At 67.6% G+C, this 15,795-nt stretch carries 12 protein-coding genes; 2 read left to right on the top strand and 10 right to left on the bottom strand.

What is annotated here, in order from left to right; genetic code table 11:
• Positions 1-9: 9 nt before the first annotated feature.
• Positions 10-3,768: a nitrate reductase subunit alpha gene (locus tag VL15_RS28280; protein WP_048249980.1), complete on the bottom strand. Its 3,759-nt coding sequence runs from the start codon at positions 3,766-3,768 to the stop codon at positions 10-12.
• Positions 3,769-4,206: 438 nt separating this feature from the next.
• Here VL15_RS28280 and VL15_RS28275 point away from each other — a divergent pair, with 438 nt between their 5' ends.
• On the top strand, positions 4,207-5,391 hold the full coding sequence (locus tag VL15_RS28275) for a tetratricopeptide repeat protein (protein ID WP_048249979.1): 1,185 nt from the start codon (positions 4,207-4,209) through the stop codon (positions 5,389-5,391).
• A gap of 135 nt (positions 5,392-5,526) precedes the next feature.
• Here VL15_RS28275 and VL15_RS28270 read toward each other — a convergent pair whose 3' ends face one another.
• From VL15_RS28270 to VL15_RS28250, 5 genes are all read right to left on the bottom strand, one after another.
• Entirely contained in the window at positions 5,527-5,718 is a 192-nt protein-coding gene (locus tag VL15_RS28270; RefSeq protein ID WP_048249978.1) for a DUF2964 family protein, read from the bottom strand.
• Positions 5,719-5,729: 11 nt separating this feature from the next.
• Positions 5,730-6,209 (bottom strand): universal stress protein, encoded by a 480-nt coding sequence (locus VL15_RS28265; protein WP_048249977.1) that lies wholly within the window; start codon positions 6,207-6,209, stop codon positions 5,730-5,732.
• A gap of 150 nt (positions 6,210-6,359) precedes the next feature.
• The gene (locus VL15_RS28260) at positions 6,360-8,147 is read right to left on the bottom strand and encodes a hypothetical protein (RefSeq protein ID WP_155420307.1); all 1,788 of its coding nucleotides are present in this window, start codon (positions 8,145-8,147) and stop codon (positions 6,360-6,362) included.
• Between the two features lie 2 nt (positions 8,148-8,149).
• Entirely contained in the window at positions 8,150-9,277 is a 1,128-nt protein-coding gene (locus tag VL15_RS28255) for a 2-dehydro-3-deoxygalactonokinase (RefSeq protein ID WP_080970973.1), read from the bottom strand.
• Positions 9,278-9,326: 49 nt separating this feature from the next.
• On the bottom strand, positions 9,327-10,448 hold the full coding sequence (locus VL15_RS28250) for a porin (RefSeq protein ID WP_048250062.1): 1,122 nt from the start codon (positions 10,446-10,448) through the stop codon (positions 9,327-9,329).
• Between the two features lie 318 nt (positions 10,449-10,766).
• Here VL15_RS28250 and VL15_RS28245 point away from each other — a divergent pair, with 318 nt between their 5' ends.
• Entirely contained in the window at positions 10,767-11,762 is a 996-nt protein-coding gene (locus tag VL15_RS28245; protein ID WP_230684542.1) for a LacI family DNA-binding transcriptional regulator, read from the top strand.
• 15 nt (positions 11,763-11,777) lie between these two features.
• Here VL15_RS28245 and VL15_RS28240 read toward each other — a convergent pair whose 3' ends face one another.
• The 4 genes from VL15_RS28240 to VL15_RS28225 all read right to left on the bottom strand — a co-directional run bounded on the left by VL15_RS28240 (position 11,778) and on the right by VL15_RS28225 (position 15,794).
• On the bottom strand, positions 11,778-12,683 hold the full coding sequence (locus tag VL15_RS28240; protein WP_048249975.1) for an SMP-30/gluconolactonase/LRE family protein: 906 nt from the start codon (positions 12,681-12,683) through the stop codon (positions 11,778-11,780).
• A 72-nt stretch (positions 12,684-12,755) separates the two neighbouring features.
• Positions 12,756-13,835, bottom strand: coding sequence for an ABC transporter ATP-binding protein (locus VL15_RS28235; protein ID WP_048249974.1), 1,080 nt, complete (start codon positions 13,833-13,835; stop codon positions 12,756-12,758).
• Positions 13,836-13,866: 31 nt separating this feature from the next.
• On the bottom strand, positions 13,867-15,012 hold the full coding sequence (gene dgoD, locus VL15_RS28230; RefSeq protein WP_048249973.1) for a galactonate dehydratase: 1,146 nt from the start codon (positions 15,010-15,012) through the stop codon (positions 13,867-13,869).
• Positions 15,009-15,794, bottom strand: coding sequence for an SDR family NAD(P)-dependent oxidoreductase (locus VL15_RS28225; protein ID WP_048249972.1), 786 nt, complete (start codon positions 15,792-15,794; stop codon positions 15,009-15,011). Before VL15_RS28225 ends, dgoD begins: the two co-directional genes overlap by 4 nt.
• Position 15,795 lies beyond the last annotated feature (1 nt).

Below are 15,795 nucleotides of genomic sequence, written 5' to 3'. Positions count from 1 at the left end.
ACTCCCATCTCATGCAAAGCCGCGAACGTTTTCAGTAGCGGCTCCGGCTTCTTCACCATCGAGCCAGTCGATCCTGTTCATCCTGCGCACGATCAGGAACTCGTCGCGATTCGAACCGACCGTGCCGTAGTAGTTGAAACCGTACGCGAGCTGCGCGTAACCGCCGATCATGTGGGTCGGCTTCAGCGCGATACGCGTGACCGAGTTGTGGATGCCGCCGCGCGTGCCGGTGATCTCGGAGCCCGGCGTGTTCACGATCTTCTCCTGCGCGTGATACATCATCACCATCCCGGACGGAATCCGCTGGCTGACGACGGCCCGCGCGCACAACGCGCCGTTCGAGTTGTAGCACTCGATCCAGTCGTTATCGACCGCGCCGATCGCCTTCGCATCGTCTTCCGACATCCACACGATCGGGCCGCCGCGCGACAGCGTCAGCATCAGCAGGTTGTCCGTGTACGTGCTGTGGATCCCCCACTTCTGGTGCGGCGTCAGGAAGTTCAGCACGCGTTCGGGGTTGCCGTTCGAGCGCGTGCCGACCATGTGCGCGTAGCTGCCCGTATCGACCGGCGGCTTGTACGCGCACAGCGATTCGCCGAACGCGCGCATCCATGCGTGATCCTGGTAGAGCTGCTGGCGGCCGGTCATCGTGCGCCACGGCACCAGTTCGTGCACGTTCACGTAACCGGCGTTGTACGACACGTGCTCGGACTCGATCCCGCTCCACGTCGGCGACGAGATGATCTTGCGCGGCTGCGCCTGGATGTCGCGGAAGCGGATCTTCTCGTCCGCGCGCGCGGCGGCCAGGTGCGTATGGTCGATGCCGGTGATGCCGGACAGCGCACGCCACGCCTTCACCGCCACTTCGCCGTTGGTCTCGGGCGCGAGCGCCAGGATCACCTCGGCCGCGTCGAGCGCCGTGTCGATGCGCGGCCGCCCTTGCGCGGCGCCGTCGGCCACCTTGTAGTTGAGCTCGCCGAGCAGCTTCACCTCGTCCTTCGTGTCCCAGCCGATCCCCTTGCCGCCGTTGCCGAGCTTGTCCATCAGCGGCCCGAGCGACGTGAAGCGCGCATACGTGTTCGGATAGTCGCGCTCGACGACGGTCACCGTCGGCATCGTGCGGCCCGGCACCGGCTCGCATTCGCCGCGCCTCCAGTCCTGCACGTCGAACGGCTGCGCGAGTTCGCCCGGCGTGTCGTGCGCGATCGGCGCGAGCACGACGTCGCGCTCGACGCCCAGATGCCCGTCGCACAGCTCGGAGAAGCGCTTCGCGATCCCCTTGAAGATCTCCCAGTCGCTCTTCGATTCCCACGCGGGATCGACCGCCGCCGACAGCGGATGGATGAACGGGTGCATGTCGGACGTGTTCATGTCGTCCTTCTCGTACCACGTTGCGGTCGGCAGCACGACGTCCGAATACATGCAGGTGGTCGACATCCGGAAGTCGAGCGTCACGAGCAAGTCGAGCTTGCCGCGCGGCGCCTCGTCGTGCCACGTCACTTCCTCGGGGCGCAAGCCGCCCGTCGCACCGAGATCCTCACCCTGCACGCCGTTGGTCGTGCCGAGCAGGTGCTTCAGGAAATATTCGTGGCCCTTGCCGGACGAACCGAGCAGGTTCGAGCGCCACACGAACAGGTTGCGCGGGAAATTGCCGGGTGCATCGGGATCCTCGCTCGCCATCTTCAGCGCGCCCGACTTCAACTGCTGCGCGATGTCGGCGCCGGCGTGCGCGGGATCGGCGAGCGCCGCGCCGACCTTCAGTGGATTCACCGCGAGCTGCGGCGCGGACGGCAGCCAGCCCATCCGTTCCGCGCGCACGTTGTAGTCGATCGGCGCGCCGTGGAACTGCGACTTGTCCGCGAGCGGCGACAGCAGTGCAGTGGGATCCATCGAGTCGTACCGCCACTGGTCGGTGTGCGCATAGAAGAACGACGTCGCGTTCATCTGCCGCGGCGGGCGGGTCCAGTCGAGCGCGAACGCGAGCGCCGTCCAGCCGGTCTGCGGCCGCAGCTTCTCCTGGCCCACGTAGTGCGACCAGCCTCCTCCCGGCTTGCCGATGCAACCGCACATGATCAGCATGTTGATGATCGCGCGGTACGACATGTCCATATGGAACCAGTGGTTGATCCCCGCGCCGATGATCACCATCGACTTGCCCTGCGTCTTGTGCGCGTTCTCCGCGAACTGCCGCGCGACCGAGATCACGTCCGCGCGCTTCACGCCGGTGATCGTCTCCTGCCATGCCGGCGTGTAGGGCAGGTCGTCGTCGTAGCTCGCGGCCACGTCGCGGCCGCCGAGGCCCTGGTCAAGCCCGTAGTTCGCGACGAACAGGTCGTAGACGGTCGCGACCAGCATGTCGCCGTTGCGCGTCGCGACCCGCCGCACGCCGATCCGGCGCGACAGCTCGGAAGCATGCTGCGTCGAGTTGAAATGCGCGTGCGGCTGGTTGCCGAAGTACGGGAACAGCACGTCGACCACGTCGTCGTGCGCCGTCGTGCACGACAGCCGCGGCGACAGCGCCGCGCCCTTTGACGTCTCGCCGCGCAGGTTCCACTTGCCCTTGTCGGCGTCGTTCTGCTGCCCCCAGCGAAAGCCCACCGAACCGACCGGCACGACGAACTCGCCGTTCGCGTCGTCGATCATCACGGTCTTCCAGTCCGGATGCGCGGCCTCGTCGAGCGCGTCGTCGAAGTCGGATGCGCGCACGAGGCGCTCGGGCACGTAGCCGTCGCCGTGCGGCACGAGGCGCACGAGGCACGGCATGTCGGTATAGCGCTTGCAGTAGTCGGCGAAGTAATCGCTCTTCCCCGCCAGATGGAATTCCTTCAGGATCACGTGCCCCATCGCAAGCGCGAGCGCCGCATCGGTGCCCTGCTTCGGATGCAGCCACAAGTCGCCGAACTTCGCGCCTTCCGAGTAGTCGGGGAACACCGACACGACCTTGGTGCCGCGATAGCGCGCCTCGACGAGGAAGTGCGCGTCCGGCGTGCGCGTCTGCGGGACATTGGAGCCCCACATCATGATGAACGTCGAGTTGTACCAGTCGGCCGATTCCGGCACGTCGGTCTGCTCGCCCCACGTTTGCGGCGATGCGGGCGGCAGGTCGCAATACCAGTCGTAGAAGCTCAGGCACACGCCGCCGATCAGCGACAGGTAGCGCGAGCCGGCCGCGTACGACACCATCGACATCGCCGGAATCGGCGAGAAGCCGACCACGCGATCGGGGCCGTGCCGCTCGACCGTGTGCACGTTGGCCGCCGCGACGATTTCGTTGACCTCGTCCCAGCTCGCGCGCACGAAGCCGCCGAGCCCGCGCCGGCTCTGGTACGAACGCCGCGCCGCGTCGTCGTCGACGATCGAGCGCCACGCTTCGACCGGGCCGAGCGTGCGGCGGCGCTCGCGCCACAGCTTCACGAGCGCGCTGCGCACGAGCGGATGCTTGAGCCGGTTCGCGCTATACAGGTACCAGGAGTACGAAGCACCGCGCGAGCAGCCGCGCGGCTCGTGGTTCGGCATGTCGGGGCGCGTGCGCGGATAGTCGGTCTGCTGGGTTTCCCAGGTGACGATCCCGCCTTTCACATAGACCTTCCACGAACACGAGCCCGTGCAGTTCACGCCGTGCGTCGAGCGGACGATCTTGTCGTGCTGCCAGCGCATCCGGTAGCCGTCTTCCCATCGACGGTCTTCATCCGTGACGGCGCCGTGACCGTCGGAAAAGCGTGGCCGCGTGGTGGAGAAATAACGCAATCTATCCAGGAAATGGCTCATGGGGATCTCGTTTTTCCGGTCTTTTGGCAGACCCTGATTATTTAAGGAGGTGAAATACCGGTTGTAAAGGTCGATCGGATTTCGATCGTTCCGCCCTTTTCACCCGGGTCAAACCGATTGTCGTGCGGATCGACATATCACGATTTGATACAAATCACGGTATCGTTCATTCGAACGCAACAACAAAACCCAAATGGGGCGCGACTGCGCGGCACGGCCTGCTATGCTGCGCACTGCATTCCCGCGTCATCCGTTTCGTTCCCCTCCGCGCATCGCGGTGCCGCGAGCGGAATCCGCATTGCAGTGCACTGGACGACCCCGCGTTTCGCAGCAGGGTTCACGGGCCTCGGCGCATCGTGTATCGAACGCGGCGTCGGACATTCAGTGCAGTTCCGGCCGTCGGTCCATCACGCCTTCCCATATAAGAACCGAAAATCCATGACATCACGTCTTCTCGCCACGCTGGTTGCCGCCGCGCTCGGCTGCGCCGCGCTGCCCGCCGCCCACGCCCGCACCTACGTCGCGCCGACCGCGCAGTTCGGGAAAGGCGCCTACGTTCACCAGTTCGTGCTGCGCGACCCCGTCACGCACCAGCCGCTGCCGAATGCGCGGTACCGGCTGTTCCTGCCCGGTCAGGTCATCGCGGGCCTGCCCGTCAAGCCGGACCAGCACGACAGCGTGATCTTCGGCACGACCGACGCCGCCGGGCGCACCGTCAAGATCCGGCTGCCGAAATCGCATCCGGAGAAACAATGGGTGTTCAACCCGATCATCGGCGAAGGCGACATGGGCGAATCGTTCCGGCTGGAAGATTCATCCGGCAAGGAGCCGCTCCGTGGCTTTCCGTATGTGCTGGACGTCGACCGCGAATATCTCGCGTGCGGCTACTCGGATGCCAATGGCTACAGCTACTACGCGCAATCGCGCACGCCGCGGAACATCAATCTCTACACGGGGATACTCGCCGGTTCAGCCGACGCCGACTGGTGCGCAGGCCCGGGCGCGGCCATCGCGAACAGCGGGAGCGATCCGGGTGCGCCGGACCTGTACACGCAATACCTCGGCAGCCTGGTCGCCAACGGCGACCGGATCAGTACCGAATTGCGGCAGCAGATCGTCACCAAGCTGCTGGCGCTCGCGATCGCCGACCGCGATACGGCCCGCGTCGCCGCCGTGCTCGACCTCGGCGACATCCCCGACGAGCGCCGGAACGACATCGGTTATCGCCTCGCCGACTCGGGCATCGCCGTCGATCGCGGGCTCGCGATGATCGACGCGCATCTCGCGCAATCGCCGGACGATGCGTATGCGCTGGACAGCAAGGGTTGGGCGCTGTATCGCCTCGGTCGCAACGACGAAGCGCTCACGTGGTTCGACCGCTCGATCGCGATCTTCGCGAAGGACAGCGACGACGACAGTGACACGCGTAAAGCCTATGCAACCGGCCTGACGCACAAGGGTGAGGTGCTGTGGAAACTGGGCCGCCAGGATGAGGCGCGCAATGCGTTCGCGCAGGCGGCGAAGATTCAGCCGAAGAACGCGGAGCTGGCGGAAACGCTGAAGCGGCTGGAGATACAGGTCGGGCAGGACGGCGCGAAAGCGCCGGGTACGGCAAGCGAGTAAACGGAGCAACGGCGCGGCATGGCTGCGCGAAGCAATGAGGCCGGCGTGGCGGCGGCTATCGGCGGTCTTTCGGAAAGCGGTTGCCGGTTGCTTCCGGCACCGTCGGCCGAAAGAAACCGGCCCTGCACGCGCGCGTCATTCCTCGCCTTTCGCGCCCGGATTGAGCATCACGACGAAGCCGGCCACGCCGACGACCAACGCGATGGCGCCGCCGCGCAGCGCCACCGTTGCATCGAACAGCAGCCCGGTCACGACGGCCATCATTCCCGCGAGCGACACGAACACCGCAATCGCCGCGACGACGATCCGGTACTGGCGGCGTATCATCGCGCGCCGCGTTACGCAGCAGCAGCGGCGGCCGACACGTCGGCATCGTCGCCGCGAATCAGCAGCACCGGACACTTCGAGCCGCGCACGAAGCGCTCGGCGACGCTGCCGAGCAACACGCGGCGGATGCCGCGCCGCCCGTGCGTGCCGACCACCGCGAGATCGATCCCGCGCTCCTTCACGTAGCGCTGCAGGCGCTCCGCGATGTCCTCGCCAATGCTCTCGGTCTCGACGAGTTCGGCCTCGCCCTTCGCGCCGGCCAGCGCGACGATCTGTTCGGCTTCGCGCAGCACCTTGCGCCCGTCGTCGCGGATTTCCTCGACGAGCGCATGCGGGTCGATGCGACCCGCGTAAGTGAACAGCACCGACTTGTCGACCACATACACGACGCTGACGTGCGTGTCGCCCACCAGTGCCATCTTCACTGCCTCGGCAAGCGCCAGTTTCGACGAAGCGCTGCCGTCGACGGCCACCATGATCTTCTCGTACATGCGAACCTCGCTGGGGTGAACTGCCGCGCGCCCTGTCGCGCGCGGCCATGTCACCATCATCGGCGGATGGCGGGTTCGAATGTTGACGGTGGTCAAGCCGCGCACGCGTTCGGCCCGCGACCGGGCGCCGCACGCGCGGCGCCCATGCCGTCATCGCGCGTGCGGCGCGCGGTACTTGTGCTTGTCGAACCCGCTGGCCCGCGACCATTCGCCGGCGACCGCATCCACGTCCTGCCCGCCGAACGGCAAAACCGTATCGGGCTCGGCGCCGTGCCGATAGTTCGGCCCGGTGAACTCGGGATCCGCCGCGTAACCGAAGTACGTGTTGCCGCTCCACACGATGTTCGCGTAACTGCCTTGCGGATTCTTCGTGCGGAAAATGGCACCGCTATCCGATGCGTTATAGAAGCGGTTGCCCGTCACCTGGAACGCGTTCGCGTAGCTGAGGTTCTCGACGATCGGCGTCACGAGGCCCGGCGTGCGCGAAATCACGACGTTGTCGCGCACGACGGACTGGTCCGAACCCGCTGCGGAGATGATCCGCCGCTTGTCGTTCAGGCTCAGGTTGTTTTCGACGACCGCGCCCGTCTCCTGCGCGACGTGGCCCAGTCCGTCGGAACCGCATCCACAGAACAGCATCAGGCCGCCGTCGTTGTCGTGGCTGAAGTTCGCGGCGACACGCGTGTTCCGCGTGCCGAGATCCGCGTCGAACGCCATCCCGTCGCCGGCTTCGATATTGTTCTGGAGCCGCACGCCATTGACTTCGTTGTACCGGAACAGCGCATCGTCCGTGTTGATCGCCCACGCACCGGCGCTATTGCCCGGCGCACGCATCCAGATGTCGAACAGGTGATTTGCCTCGACCTTCGGCGCACTGGCCGTGCGGACGATGATGCCGTCGCCGCCGACGTTATGGAGCAGGTTGTTGCGGAACACGACTCGCGTCATCGGGAAATAGTCGGACGCCGCATGCGTGGCCGGATTCGTGAGGTAGGCCGGATTGCCCTTGTACGGCGGATAGTCACCGCACGGCGCGCCGCCCTCCCGGCACATCCAGGCGGACCGGGTCGACAGCGCAACCGCGTCGACGTTGTAGATTTCGCTGTTCTCGACCGCGACGTCGTCGAAATTGGTCGGCTTCTCCTTCGTGCCGACTGCTTCGTTGTCGCGGGTCACCTCGAACAGCATCCCGCCGGTCGTCTTGTACGACCCGACCGTATTGCCGGCGACGTCGTGCAGATAGCCGCGAACGTGATGCACGTATACGTCGTCGACGTGATAGTGGCTGCCGGTGCCGTAATCCTCGAGCCGCACGTACAACCCGAGGCGCCCGCCGGGCGTCGACGCATCGTTGGTCAGCTCCAGCGAACGGATCTCCCAATACTGGGTGTTGTAAAGATAGATGGCCGCCCGGTTCACGACCGGGTTGTCCGACTTGCACAGCGAGTAATAACCGCTGAACCCGCTCGGCGTCTTGTGCTGCTCGGTGATCGACTGGTCGGGGTCCGCCGTTGCATCCGTGCAGCCGGCCGCGATGACGGGCCGCGGTGCCTTCGGGTCGCCGTACGCGTCGACGACGATCGGCGCGCCGGCCGTGCCGGAACTGCCCGGTGCGGGCGAAAAACTGCCGTTACAGGTGGTACCGCGCTTGAAGCGCACGTGCGTGCCGGGTGTGAGCACGATCCGGTTCAGCGTCGCGAGATCGTTGATCGGATGCGCTGCGGTGCCGACCGGCTCGGCCGATCCCGTTCCGGTTGCACCGAGCGAACAGTCGACGTGCAGTGTGCCGGGCATTGCGCCAGCCACCTGTCCTGCTGCTTGTCCACCCGCCGGCGCCGCGGCAAGCTGCTGCCCGGCCACGCCGTCCGGCGACTCTCCACCACCGCACGCTGCAAGCGCGCCGATCAACGGCGCTGCGACAATCTTCCAGTGTTTCAAAGTCAGTCTCCCGAAATATTGCATTCGTGATCCGGCATCGGATCGACCGCAGGTCGATCCGCACGCCGGCCGCCCATTCCGGCAGCCGGTTCGTCGAGACGAACCGGTGCCCCTTCGCTTGCCGCGGGCAACAGCCCCGCCCGCTCGGCCAGCACCCACAGGCCGGCTGCCGCCGCACCGTCGATCGTGTCGACGGGCGGCCAGCCGAACAGCGATGCCGCGTGCCGGTAACGCGCGCACAACGCGGCATCGCCGATCAGCATCGGTCGCGGCGCGGCGGCGCTTGCCGCGCCGGCCGGCCCGCCGTCTTCGGCCGCCAGCCCCGCGAGTTCATGACCGATCAGCACGCCGGACAGGTAGTCGGCCTGCTCGTCGGGCGCCAGTTCGCCGGCCAGCAACCGCGCGCGGCTGCCAAAGATCGTCGCGAGCAGCCCCGTCGCATGGCCCGCCTGCGCGGCGCGCACGCCGCGCTCGAACGCCGCCTGCGCAAACCCGGCCGACGGCCGCATCGTGCGGCCGAGCAGGCTGTGCGCGCACAGCAGCGCGTACAGTTCGCCCGTCATGAACGTGCGGAAGCGTTCGATGCGCGAGCCGCGCACGGCCACCCATTTCGAATGCGTGCCCGGCAGCCCGATCCAGCGCGGCGACGCCGATGCGTGCACGGTGCCGCTCGCATGCAGCGCGCCGACGATCTGCGTCTCCTCGCCGCGCATCACGTTCGCCAGTTCGCCGCGCTGGATCAGCCCCGGCACGATGTGCACGGTCGCGCCGCGCCGCGCGCGCACCGCCTGCAGCGACGCACCGAGCCGTTCCGCGTCGATCGGCACGTCGGCGTATGGCGCCTCGCGCCAGCCCTGCGCGCTGCCGACCATGCCGGCCGCGACCACCGGCAACGCGGGCCACACATCGAGCCACGCGCCACACACGTCCTCGAAGGCCGCATCGCAGGCGTCCGCGATCGCGACGCCCGCACCGCCTATCTGCATCACGCCCTTCGGCTCGGCCCGCTCATCGAGCACGGTCAGCGCGTCCGCCATCAGGTAGGCGCGCAGCGACGTGGTGCCCCAGTCGAGCGCGATCAGGCGCGGCAACGGGCGTGGCGCGTCGTGCCGTGGTTCAGCATCTTGCATAGGATTCCTCTGTTTGAGGGTTGCGGCTCGCCGCGTCGTTCGGCCTGTATCAGAAGAGCGTCTCGATCCCTGCGTAGACGCCAGTCTGCCCGTGCCCCGGCATCGGCGACGCACCGAGCCCGTTACCGTTGCCGAGCCCCGGCGACTGCGGGTTCACGCCCAGGTTCGCATTCGCGCTGTTGAACACGTGCGCGGCCGTCGCATACAGGAACGTGCGTTTCGACAGGTCGTACATCGTGCCGAGGCCGATGATCGTCGAACGCCCTTCGCCGCTGTGATCGGCGGTCCACTGGCCCGCGTCGATCTTCATCGAATAGACGGCGCCCTGCAGGTGCAGGAACGGCGTCGCGTCGTACGTCACGCCGCCCCAGTAGTAGTTCGCGGTGCGCGACAGGCCGGCCGGCGTATCGGGCGCGCTGTAGCGCGTATAACCGAGCTGCACCAGCGCGGGGCCGAAGCGCTCGCGCACGCCGATGAACGCTTCCTGCGAAGCGGTGAACAGGTTGTCCTCGCGGCCGTACTGGTTGCGGATCTCGTTCCAGATGGCGCGCACCTCGAAGTCGCCGTGCGTGTAGGCCACCGTCGCGCCGTCGGACAGGCCCGTCGCATTGACGTTGTTCGGCGAGCCGCGCAACCAGCCGTTCGAGCTGTTGCCGAGGTTCGCCTGCAGCGCGAACGAGAAGCCGCCGAACTTCGGCGATTCATAGCGGATCCCGTTCGACAGCTTCGGGCCGTTCCGGTACGACGTCAGCGACTCGACCGAATAGTTCTCCTCGAGCAGCGGATCGTACGACCAGATATAGCTGTTGATGAACGAGCCCTGCCCGAGCCGCAGGAAGCCATAACGCTCGTTCTTGAACCCGACCCACGCACCGCGCTGGAACAGCACGCCGCCACCGTAGTTGCCGTTCGCCGCGTTGATCGCCGATTCGAGCCAGAACACGGCCTGGTTGCCGCCGCCGAGATCCTCCTTGCCCGTGAAGCCGAGGATGCTCGTCCCCCAGTCGTTGCCTTCCGAAAAACGCGAGCCCGTCGAATGCGGGCCGTTCTGCACGCCGCTCAGGTACTGCACGTCGCCGCCGACGCGCCCCCACACCGTGACGCTCGATTCGGCCTGCGCCACCGCCGGCACCGCCAGGGCGAGCGCCGCGATCCACCCATACTGTCGCATCAAGATCTCCTCCTTCTTTTCGTTCACGTCTCGCCTAATTGGGAAAACGCTTTCCCACTCAAGCAAAAAAATTTCGCGGCGGTTGTCGTGCGTCGTTTTCCGATGCGTCTCGAACGGAATGCGCGCGTGCTATGCTCGCGAAAAGGGAAAGCGCTTTCATTGTCGATGCGCGATTGCGCTTTTTCAAGAAAATTCTGGTTCCCCAAGGGATACTACCGAGTCCGATCGCGCGGCACGCCTGCCATGTCGTCACGCGGTCGCCGCCGCCGGCGCGCATGCTATGCTCGCCGGCAAAATGCACTGACACTCACTTTCATCGTGGCCAAGATCAACGAAGTCGCTGCCGCCGCAGGCGTCTCCATCGGAACCGTCTCGAAGTTCATCAACAAGACGAAGCGCTTCTCGCCGGACGTCGAGCGCCGCATCGCCGAGGCGATCGAGCAGCTCGGCTACGAGTCGAACCCGCTCGCGCGCTCGATGGCCACCGGCCAGACGGGCGCGGTCGGCGTCGTGATCCAGGACATCCTGAACCCGTACTTCACCGCGATGGTCAAGGGCGTGAACCGGATCGCCCAGCGCAACGATTTCGTCGTCCTGATCGTCGATGCCGACGAGAACCGCAAGGGCGAACGGCCGGCGCTGACGAAGCTGAGCCGGCGCGTCGACGGGCTGATCCTGAACACCAGCATGCCCGACGACGACCTGCGCTGGACCGCGAGCCTCGGCAAGCCGGTGGTCGCGGTCGGCTCCGCGCCGCGCGACGGCCTGCTCACGCTGCACTCCGATCCGGTCCGCGCGGGCGAGATGCTCGGGCAGCACCTGCTGATGGAGAAGTACCAGCGCTTCGCGTACATCAGCCTGCCGAACGCGCGCGGCGACGACGAACGCCGCGCCGGCGCCGAGCAGGTGCTCGCGCGCGCCGGGCTGCCGCTGCGCACGTTCAGCGTGCCGCGCGCCACCGTCGCCGACGGCGAGCGCGTGTGCGCGTCGGTGATGCTGTCCGCCGAGCCACCCGATGCGGTGATCTGCTACAACGACATGATTGCGGCCGGCTTCATCAAGGAAGCCGAACGGCTCGGCATCTCGATCCCGCACGACGTCGCCGTGTGCGGCTTCGACAACCTCGAACTCGGCAAGCTCACGTCGCCCACATTGACGTCGATCGACACCGAAACCGAACGCGCGGGCGAAGTCGCGATGACGACGCTGCTCGATGCGCTCGCGGGCAAGTCGCCCGACCCGCATACGATGCTCGAGGCGCGGCTCGTGGTCCGCGAATCGACGGTGCGGCCGCGCGACGCGCGCCGCCGCTGACAACCCGCGCCCTGATCAACGCGGCGCGGCCGCGACCGCTTCGCCCAGCCACGCGCGCGCGACGCAATGCTGTTCGAGCCCGGCCACGCCCGGGCGCGTCTCGAACAGGCTGCCCGCGAGCGGCCCGCGCAGCAGCCCGTCCGCGCTCACGTTGACCGATGCCGACGTGACGAACAGCGTCGCGCGATCGGCGCCGCCGAACGCGACGCTGGTCGGCCGCTGCACCGGCATCTCGACGACCGCGTCGAGCGCGCCGTCCGGCGCATAACGATGCAGCCGCCAGCCGTCCCAGATCGCCGACCACACACCGCCCTCCGCATCGACCGCGAGCCCGTCCGGCACGCCACGCGCGTCGCCGAACGTCGCGAACGGCCGCGCGTTCGACAGCCGTCCGGCAGCAACGTCGAAGTCGTACGCGAAGATCGTGCGGCGCCCGGAATCCGTCACGTACATCGTCGTGCCGTCCGGGCTCCAGCCCATCCCGTTCGCGCATGCGAACCCGGCCACCGCGACGCGCGATGCGCGTGCGTGCTCGAAGCAATGGAGATCGCCCGGGCCGTCGCCGTCGTCGGCCATCGTGCCGACCCAGAAGCGGCCGCGCGCATCGACCGCGCCGTCGTTGTAGCGCAGCGACGGCCGCGCATGCGCGGCGTCGGCCAGCCGTTCGAGCGCGCCTCGCGCGGGATCGAACAGGTGCAGGCCGCTCTTCAGCGCGACGAGCAAGCGCCCGTCGTCGACGCCCGCGACGCAGCCGGCCGGCTCCGGCAGCAGCCAGAAACCCGTCTGCCCCTGACCGGGCGTATAGCGGTAGAGCGCGGTGCGCTTGATGTCGATCCAGTAGAGCGACGCCGAGCGTTCGCACCAGAGCGGGCCCTCTCCCAGGATCGCGTTCGCGCCCTGTACCAGTTTTATTGTCGTCATCGAAATTCTGTTCTATGCATGCGTTCGGCCGCCCGCCGATGCGGCGGGCGGAACCAGCCGGCCGGGCCGGACTCAGAGCGCGCGGCCCACGTCGTCGAAGAAGTGCGCGTGCCGCATGTCGATGCGCACGCCGACCGGCTGCCCCGAAACGACCGCGTACCCATCGCGGTTCTGCCGCACCGACAGCGGCCGGTCGTGGCCAGCGAGCTCGACATAGACGATCGTCGCGTCGCCCAGATGCTCGGCGTGCGTGACACGGCCGTCGAGGCCCGTGCCCGGCGCGCCGACCGCGATGTTCTCGGGCCGGATGCCGAGTTGCAGCGAACCCGACGGCCATGCGCGCGACGCGTCGGGCGTCGCGGCGAGCGAGCCGCCCGGCACGTCGTAGCGCGGCGCATCCGCGCCGCCGTGCGCGCGGCACGGCAGGAAGTTCATCGACGGCGAACCGAGGAACGACGCGACAAAGTGGTTCGCCGGCTGCTCGTACAGCGACAGCGGCGAGCCGACCTGCTCGATGCGCCCGCCGTTGAACACCGCGATGCGGTCGCCGAGCGTCATCGCCTCGACCTGGTCGTGCGTCACATAAATCATCGTGCTGCCCAACTCGCGATGCAGCCGCGCGAGTTCGAGCCGCATCCCGCCGCGCAGCGCCGCGTCGAGGTTCGACAACGGCTCGTCGAACAGGAACACGCCCGGCTTGCGCACGATCGCGCGGCCGATCGCGACGCGCTGCCGCTGGCCGCCCGACAGCGCCTTCGGCTTGCGCTCGAGCAGCGCGGACAACCGCAGCGCCTCGGCCGCCTGCCCGACGCGCGTGCGCGTCTCGGCAGCGTCGACGCCCGCGAGCTTGAGCCCGAACGCCATGTTCTCGAACACCGTCATGTGCGGATACAGCGCGTAGTTCTGGAACACCATCGCGAGCCCGCGCTTCGCGGCCGGCACGTCGTTGACACGACGGCCGTCGATCAGCAGGTCGCCCGACGTGATCTCCTCGAGCCCCGCCAGCATCCGCAACATCGTCGACTTGCCGCAGCCCGACGGCCCGACGAACACCATGAATTCGCCATCCTCGATATCGAGGCTGACGTCCTTGATCACGTCCGCGCCGTCGTCGTAGCGCTTGCGGATCTGTTTGAGCGACACACTTGCCATGATTGGGTTTCTCCTCGTCCGTTTCCGTCGCTCACCATTCGGCGACCGAACCATCCTCGCGGCGCCACACCGGGTTGCGCCAGCGGTGCCCCGTCGCGGCGGCTGCCCTCACCTTCTCCTCGTCGATCTCGACGCCGAGCCCCGGCGCATCCGGGCGTGCCACGTAGCCGGCGTCGAACGCGAACGGAATGCCGCGCGTGTATGCGTACATCGCGTTGTCGTCGTGATAGGCCACATTGGTCGACTGCTCCTGGATGAACGCGTTCGGCGTGCAGAAATCGATCTGCAGCGACGCCGCGAGCGTCAGGGGCCCGAGCGGGCAATGCGGCGCGACCGCGACGTCGTACGCCTCGGCCATCGCCGCGATCTTGCGCAGCTCCCAGATGCCGCCCGTATGGCTCACGTCGGGCTGCACGATGTCGACGACGCCTTCCTGCAGCAGTTCCTTGAACTGCCAGCGCGTGAACAGCCGTTCGCCCGTCGCGAGCGGCACCGCGCAATCGCGCGCGACTTCGCGCAACGCGTCGTTGTGCTCGGGCAGCAGCAGTTCCTCGTAGAACATCGGGTCGAACGGTGCGAGCGCCTTCGCCAGCGCCTTCGCGACCGGGCGGCGCACACGGCCGTGGAAGTCGATGCCGAGCCCGACTTCCTTGCCGATCGCGTCGCGCACCGTGCCGAAGCGCGCGACCGCGCGATCGATCGCCGCCGGCGATTCGATCCAGTCGGTCGCGTTGACGACGCCCATCTTCAGCGCCGTGTAGCCGGCTTCGACGAGTTGCCGCGCGTTCGCGGCCATCTCGTCGGGCGTGTCGCCCTTCACGTGCGCATAGACACGCGCCTTGTCGCGCACGGGGCCGCCGAGCAGGTCGTACACCGGCACGCCGAGCGCGCGCGCCTTGATGTCCCACAGCGCCTGCTCGATGCCCGAGATCGCGCTCGTCAGGATCGGGCCGCCGCGATAGAAGCCGCCGCGGTACATGACCTGGAACAGGTCCTCGATGTGGCGCGGATCGCGGCCGATCAGGTAGTCGGCGAGTTCGTGCACGGCGGCCGCGGTCGTGGCCGCGCGCCCTTCGACGATCGGCTCGCCCCAGCCGGCCAGGCCTTCGTCGGTGCTGACCTTCACGAACTGCCAGCGCGGCGCGACCGCGAATGTTTCGATTTCGGTGATCTTCATGTGGAGGAACGGGTGCGGTTGAACAGCAGCGCCGACATGCCGTTGTCGGCGACGAGATCCGCGCCGGCGATGCCGGTCGCCGCGTCCGACAGCAGGAACGCGGCGATCCGGCCGATATCGGCCGGCTCGTTGATGCGCTGCGCGGGATGCAGCGCGCGATAGGCGTCGAGCAGCGCGGGATCGCGCTCGAGCGCCGCGCCGATCGGCGCGTTCAGCGTGAAGCCGGGGCTCAGCGTATTGACACGGATGCGCTGCGGCGCGAGGCTCGTCGCCATCGCGCGCGACATCGCGACGATGCCACCCTTGGTCGCCGCGTACATCTCGAAGCCCGGCACGCTCGCGCCCGCATGATTCGACGCGATGTTGACGATCGCGCCGCCGCCCGCACGCGCGATGCGCGGCGCCGCGAGCTGCGCGCACTGGAACATCGAACGCAGGTTGGTGCGGTACAGGCGATCGCAGTCGTCGAGCGAGAACGCGTCGAACGGGCCGTGCAGCGTGATGCCCGCGTTGTTCACGAGCCCGTCGAGCCGGCCGTGATGCGCGTCGACGCGCTCGAACAGCGCGGCGACGCTCGCCGGGTCCGCGACGTCGGTCTCGACGAACAGCGCGTCGCGGCCGCCGAGCCGTTCGCGCACGACGTCGGCGCGCGCGGCGTTCTTTTCCGCGACGACGACCTGCGCGCCGCATGACGCGAGCACCTCGACGATGCCGAGGCCGATGCCGTCGCCGCCGCCCGTGACGACGACCACGCGGCCGTCGAGCGATTCGAATGGATTCATG

The organism is Burkholderia cepacia (genome assembly GCF_001039005.1).
In the GTDB taxonomy this organism is placed as follows: domain Bacteria; phylum Pseudomonadota; class Gammaproteobacteria; order Burkholderiales; family Burkholderiaceae; genus Burkholderia; species Burkholderia theae.
This window is presented reverse-complemented; position numbering and strand designations above follow the sequence as displayed.

Excerpts from the sequence above, each read along its gene's own strand:
- VL15_RS28280 (WP_048249980.1), bottom strand. The coding sequence starts at position 3,768 with ATGAGCCATTTCCTGGATAGATTGCGTTATTTCTCCACCACGCGGCCA.
- VL15_RS28275 (WP_048249979.1), top strand. The coding sequence starts at position 4,207 with ATGACATCACGTCTTCTCGCCACGCTGGTTGCCGCCGCGCTCGGCTGC.
- VL15_RS28270 (WP_048249978.1), bottom strand. The coding sequence starts at position 5,718 with ATGATACGCCGCCAGTACCGGATCGTCGTCGCGGCGATTGCGGTGTTC.
- VL15_RS28265 (WP_048249977.1), bottom strand. The coding sequence starts at position 6,209 with ATGTACGAGAAGATCATGGTGGCCGTCGACGGCAGCGCTTCGTCGAAA.
- VL15_RS28255 (WP_080970973.1), bottom strand. The coding sequence starts at position 9,277 with ATGCAAGATGCTGAACCACGGCACGACGCGCCACGCCCGTTGCCGCGC.
- VL15_RS28250 (WP_048250062.1), bottom strand. The coding sequence starts at position 10,448 with ATGCGACAGTATGGGTGGATCGCGGCGCTCGCCCTGGCGGTGCCGGCG.
- VL15_RS28240 (WP_048249975.1), bottom strand. The coding sequence starts at position 12,683 with ATGACGACAATAAAACTGGTACAGGGCGCGAACGCGATCCTGGGAGAG.
- VL15_RS28235 (WP_048249974.1), bottom strand. The coding sequence starts at position 13,835 with ATGGCAAGTGTGTCGCTCAAACAGATCCGCAAGCGCTACGACGACGGC.
- dgoD (WP_048249973.1), bottom strand. The coding sequence starts at position 15,012 with ATGAAGATCACCGAAATCGAAACATTCGCGGTCGCGCCGCGCTGGCAG.
- VL15_RS28225 (WP_048249972.1), bottom strand. The coding sequence starts at position 15,794 with ATGAATCCATTCGAATCGCTCGACGGCCGCGTGGTCGTCGTCACGGGC.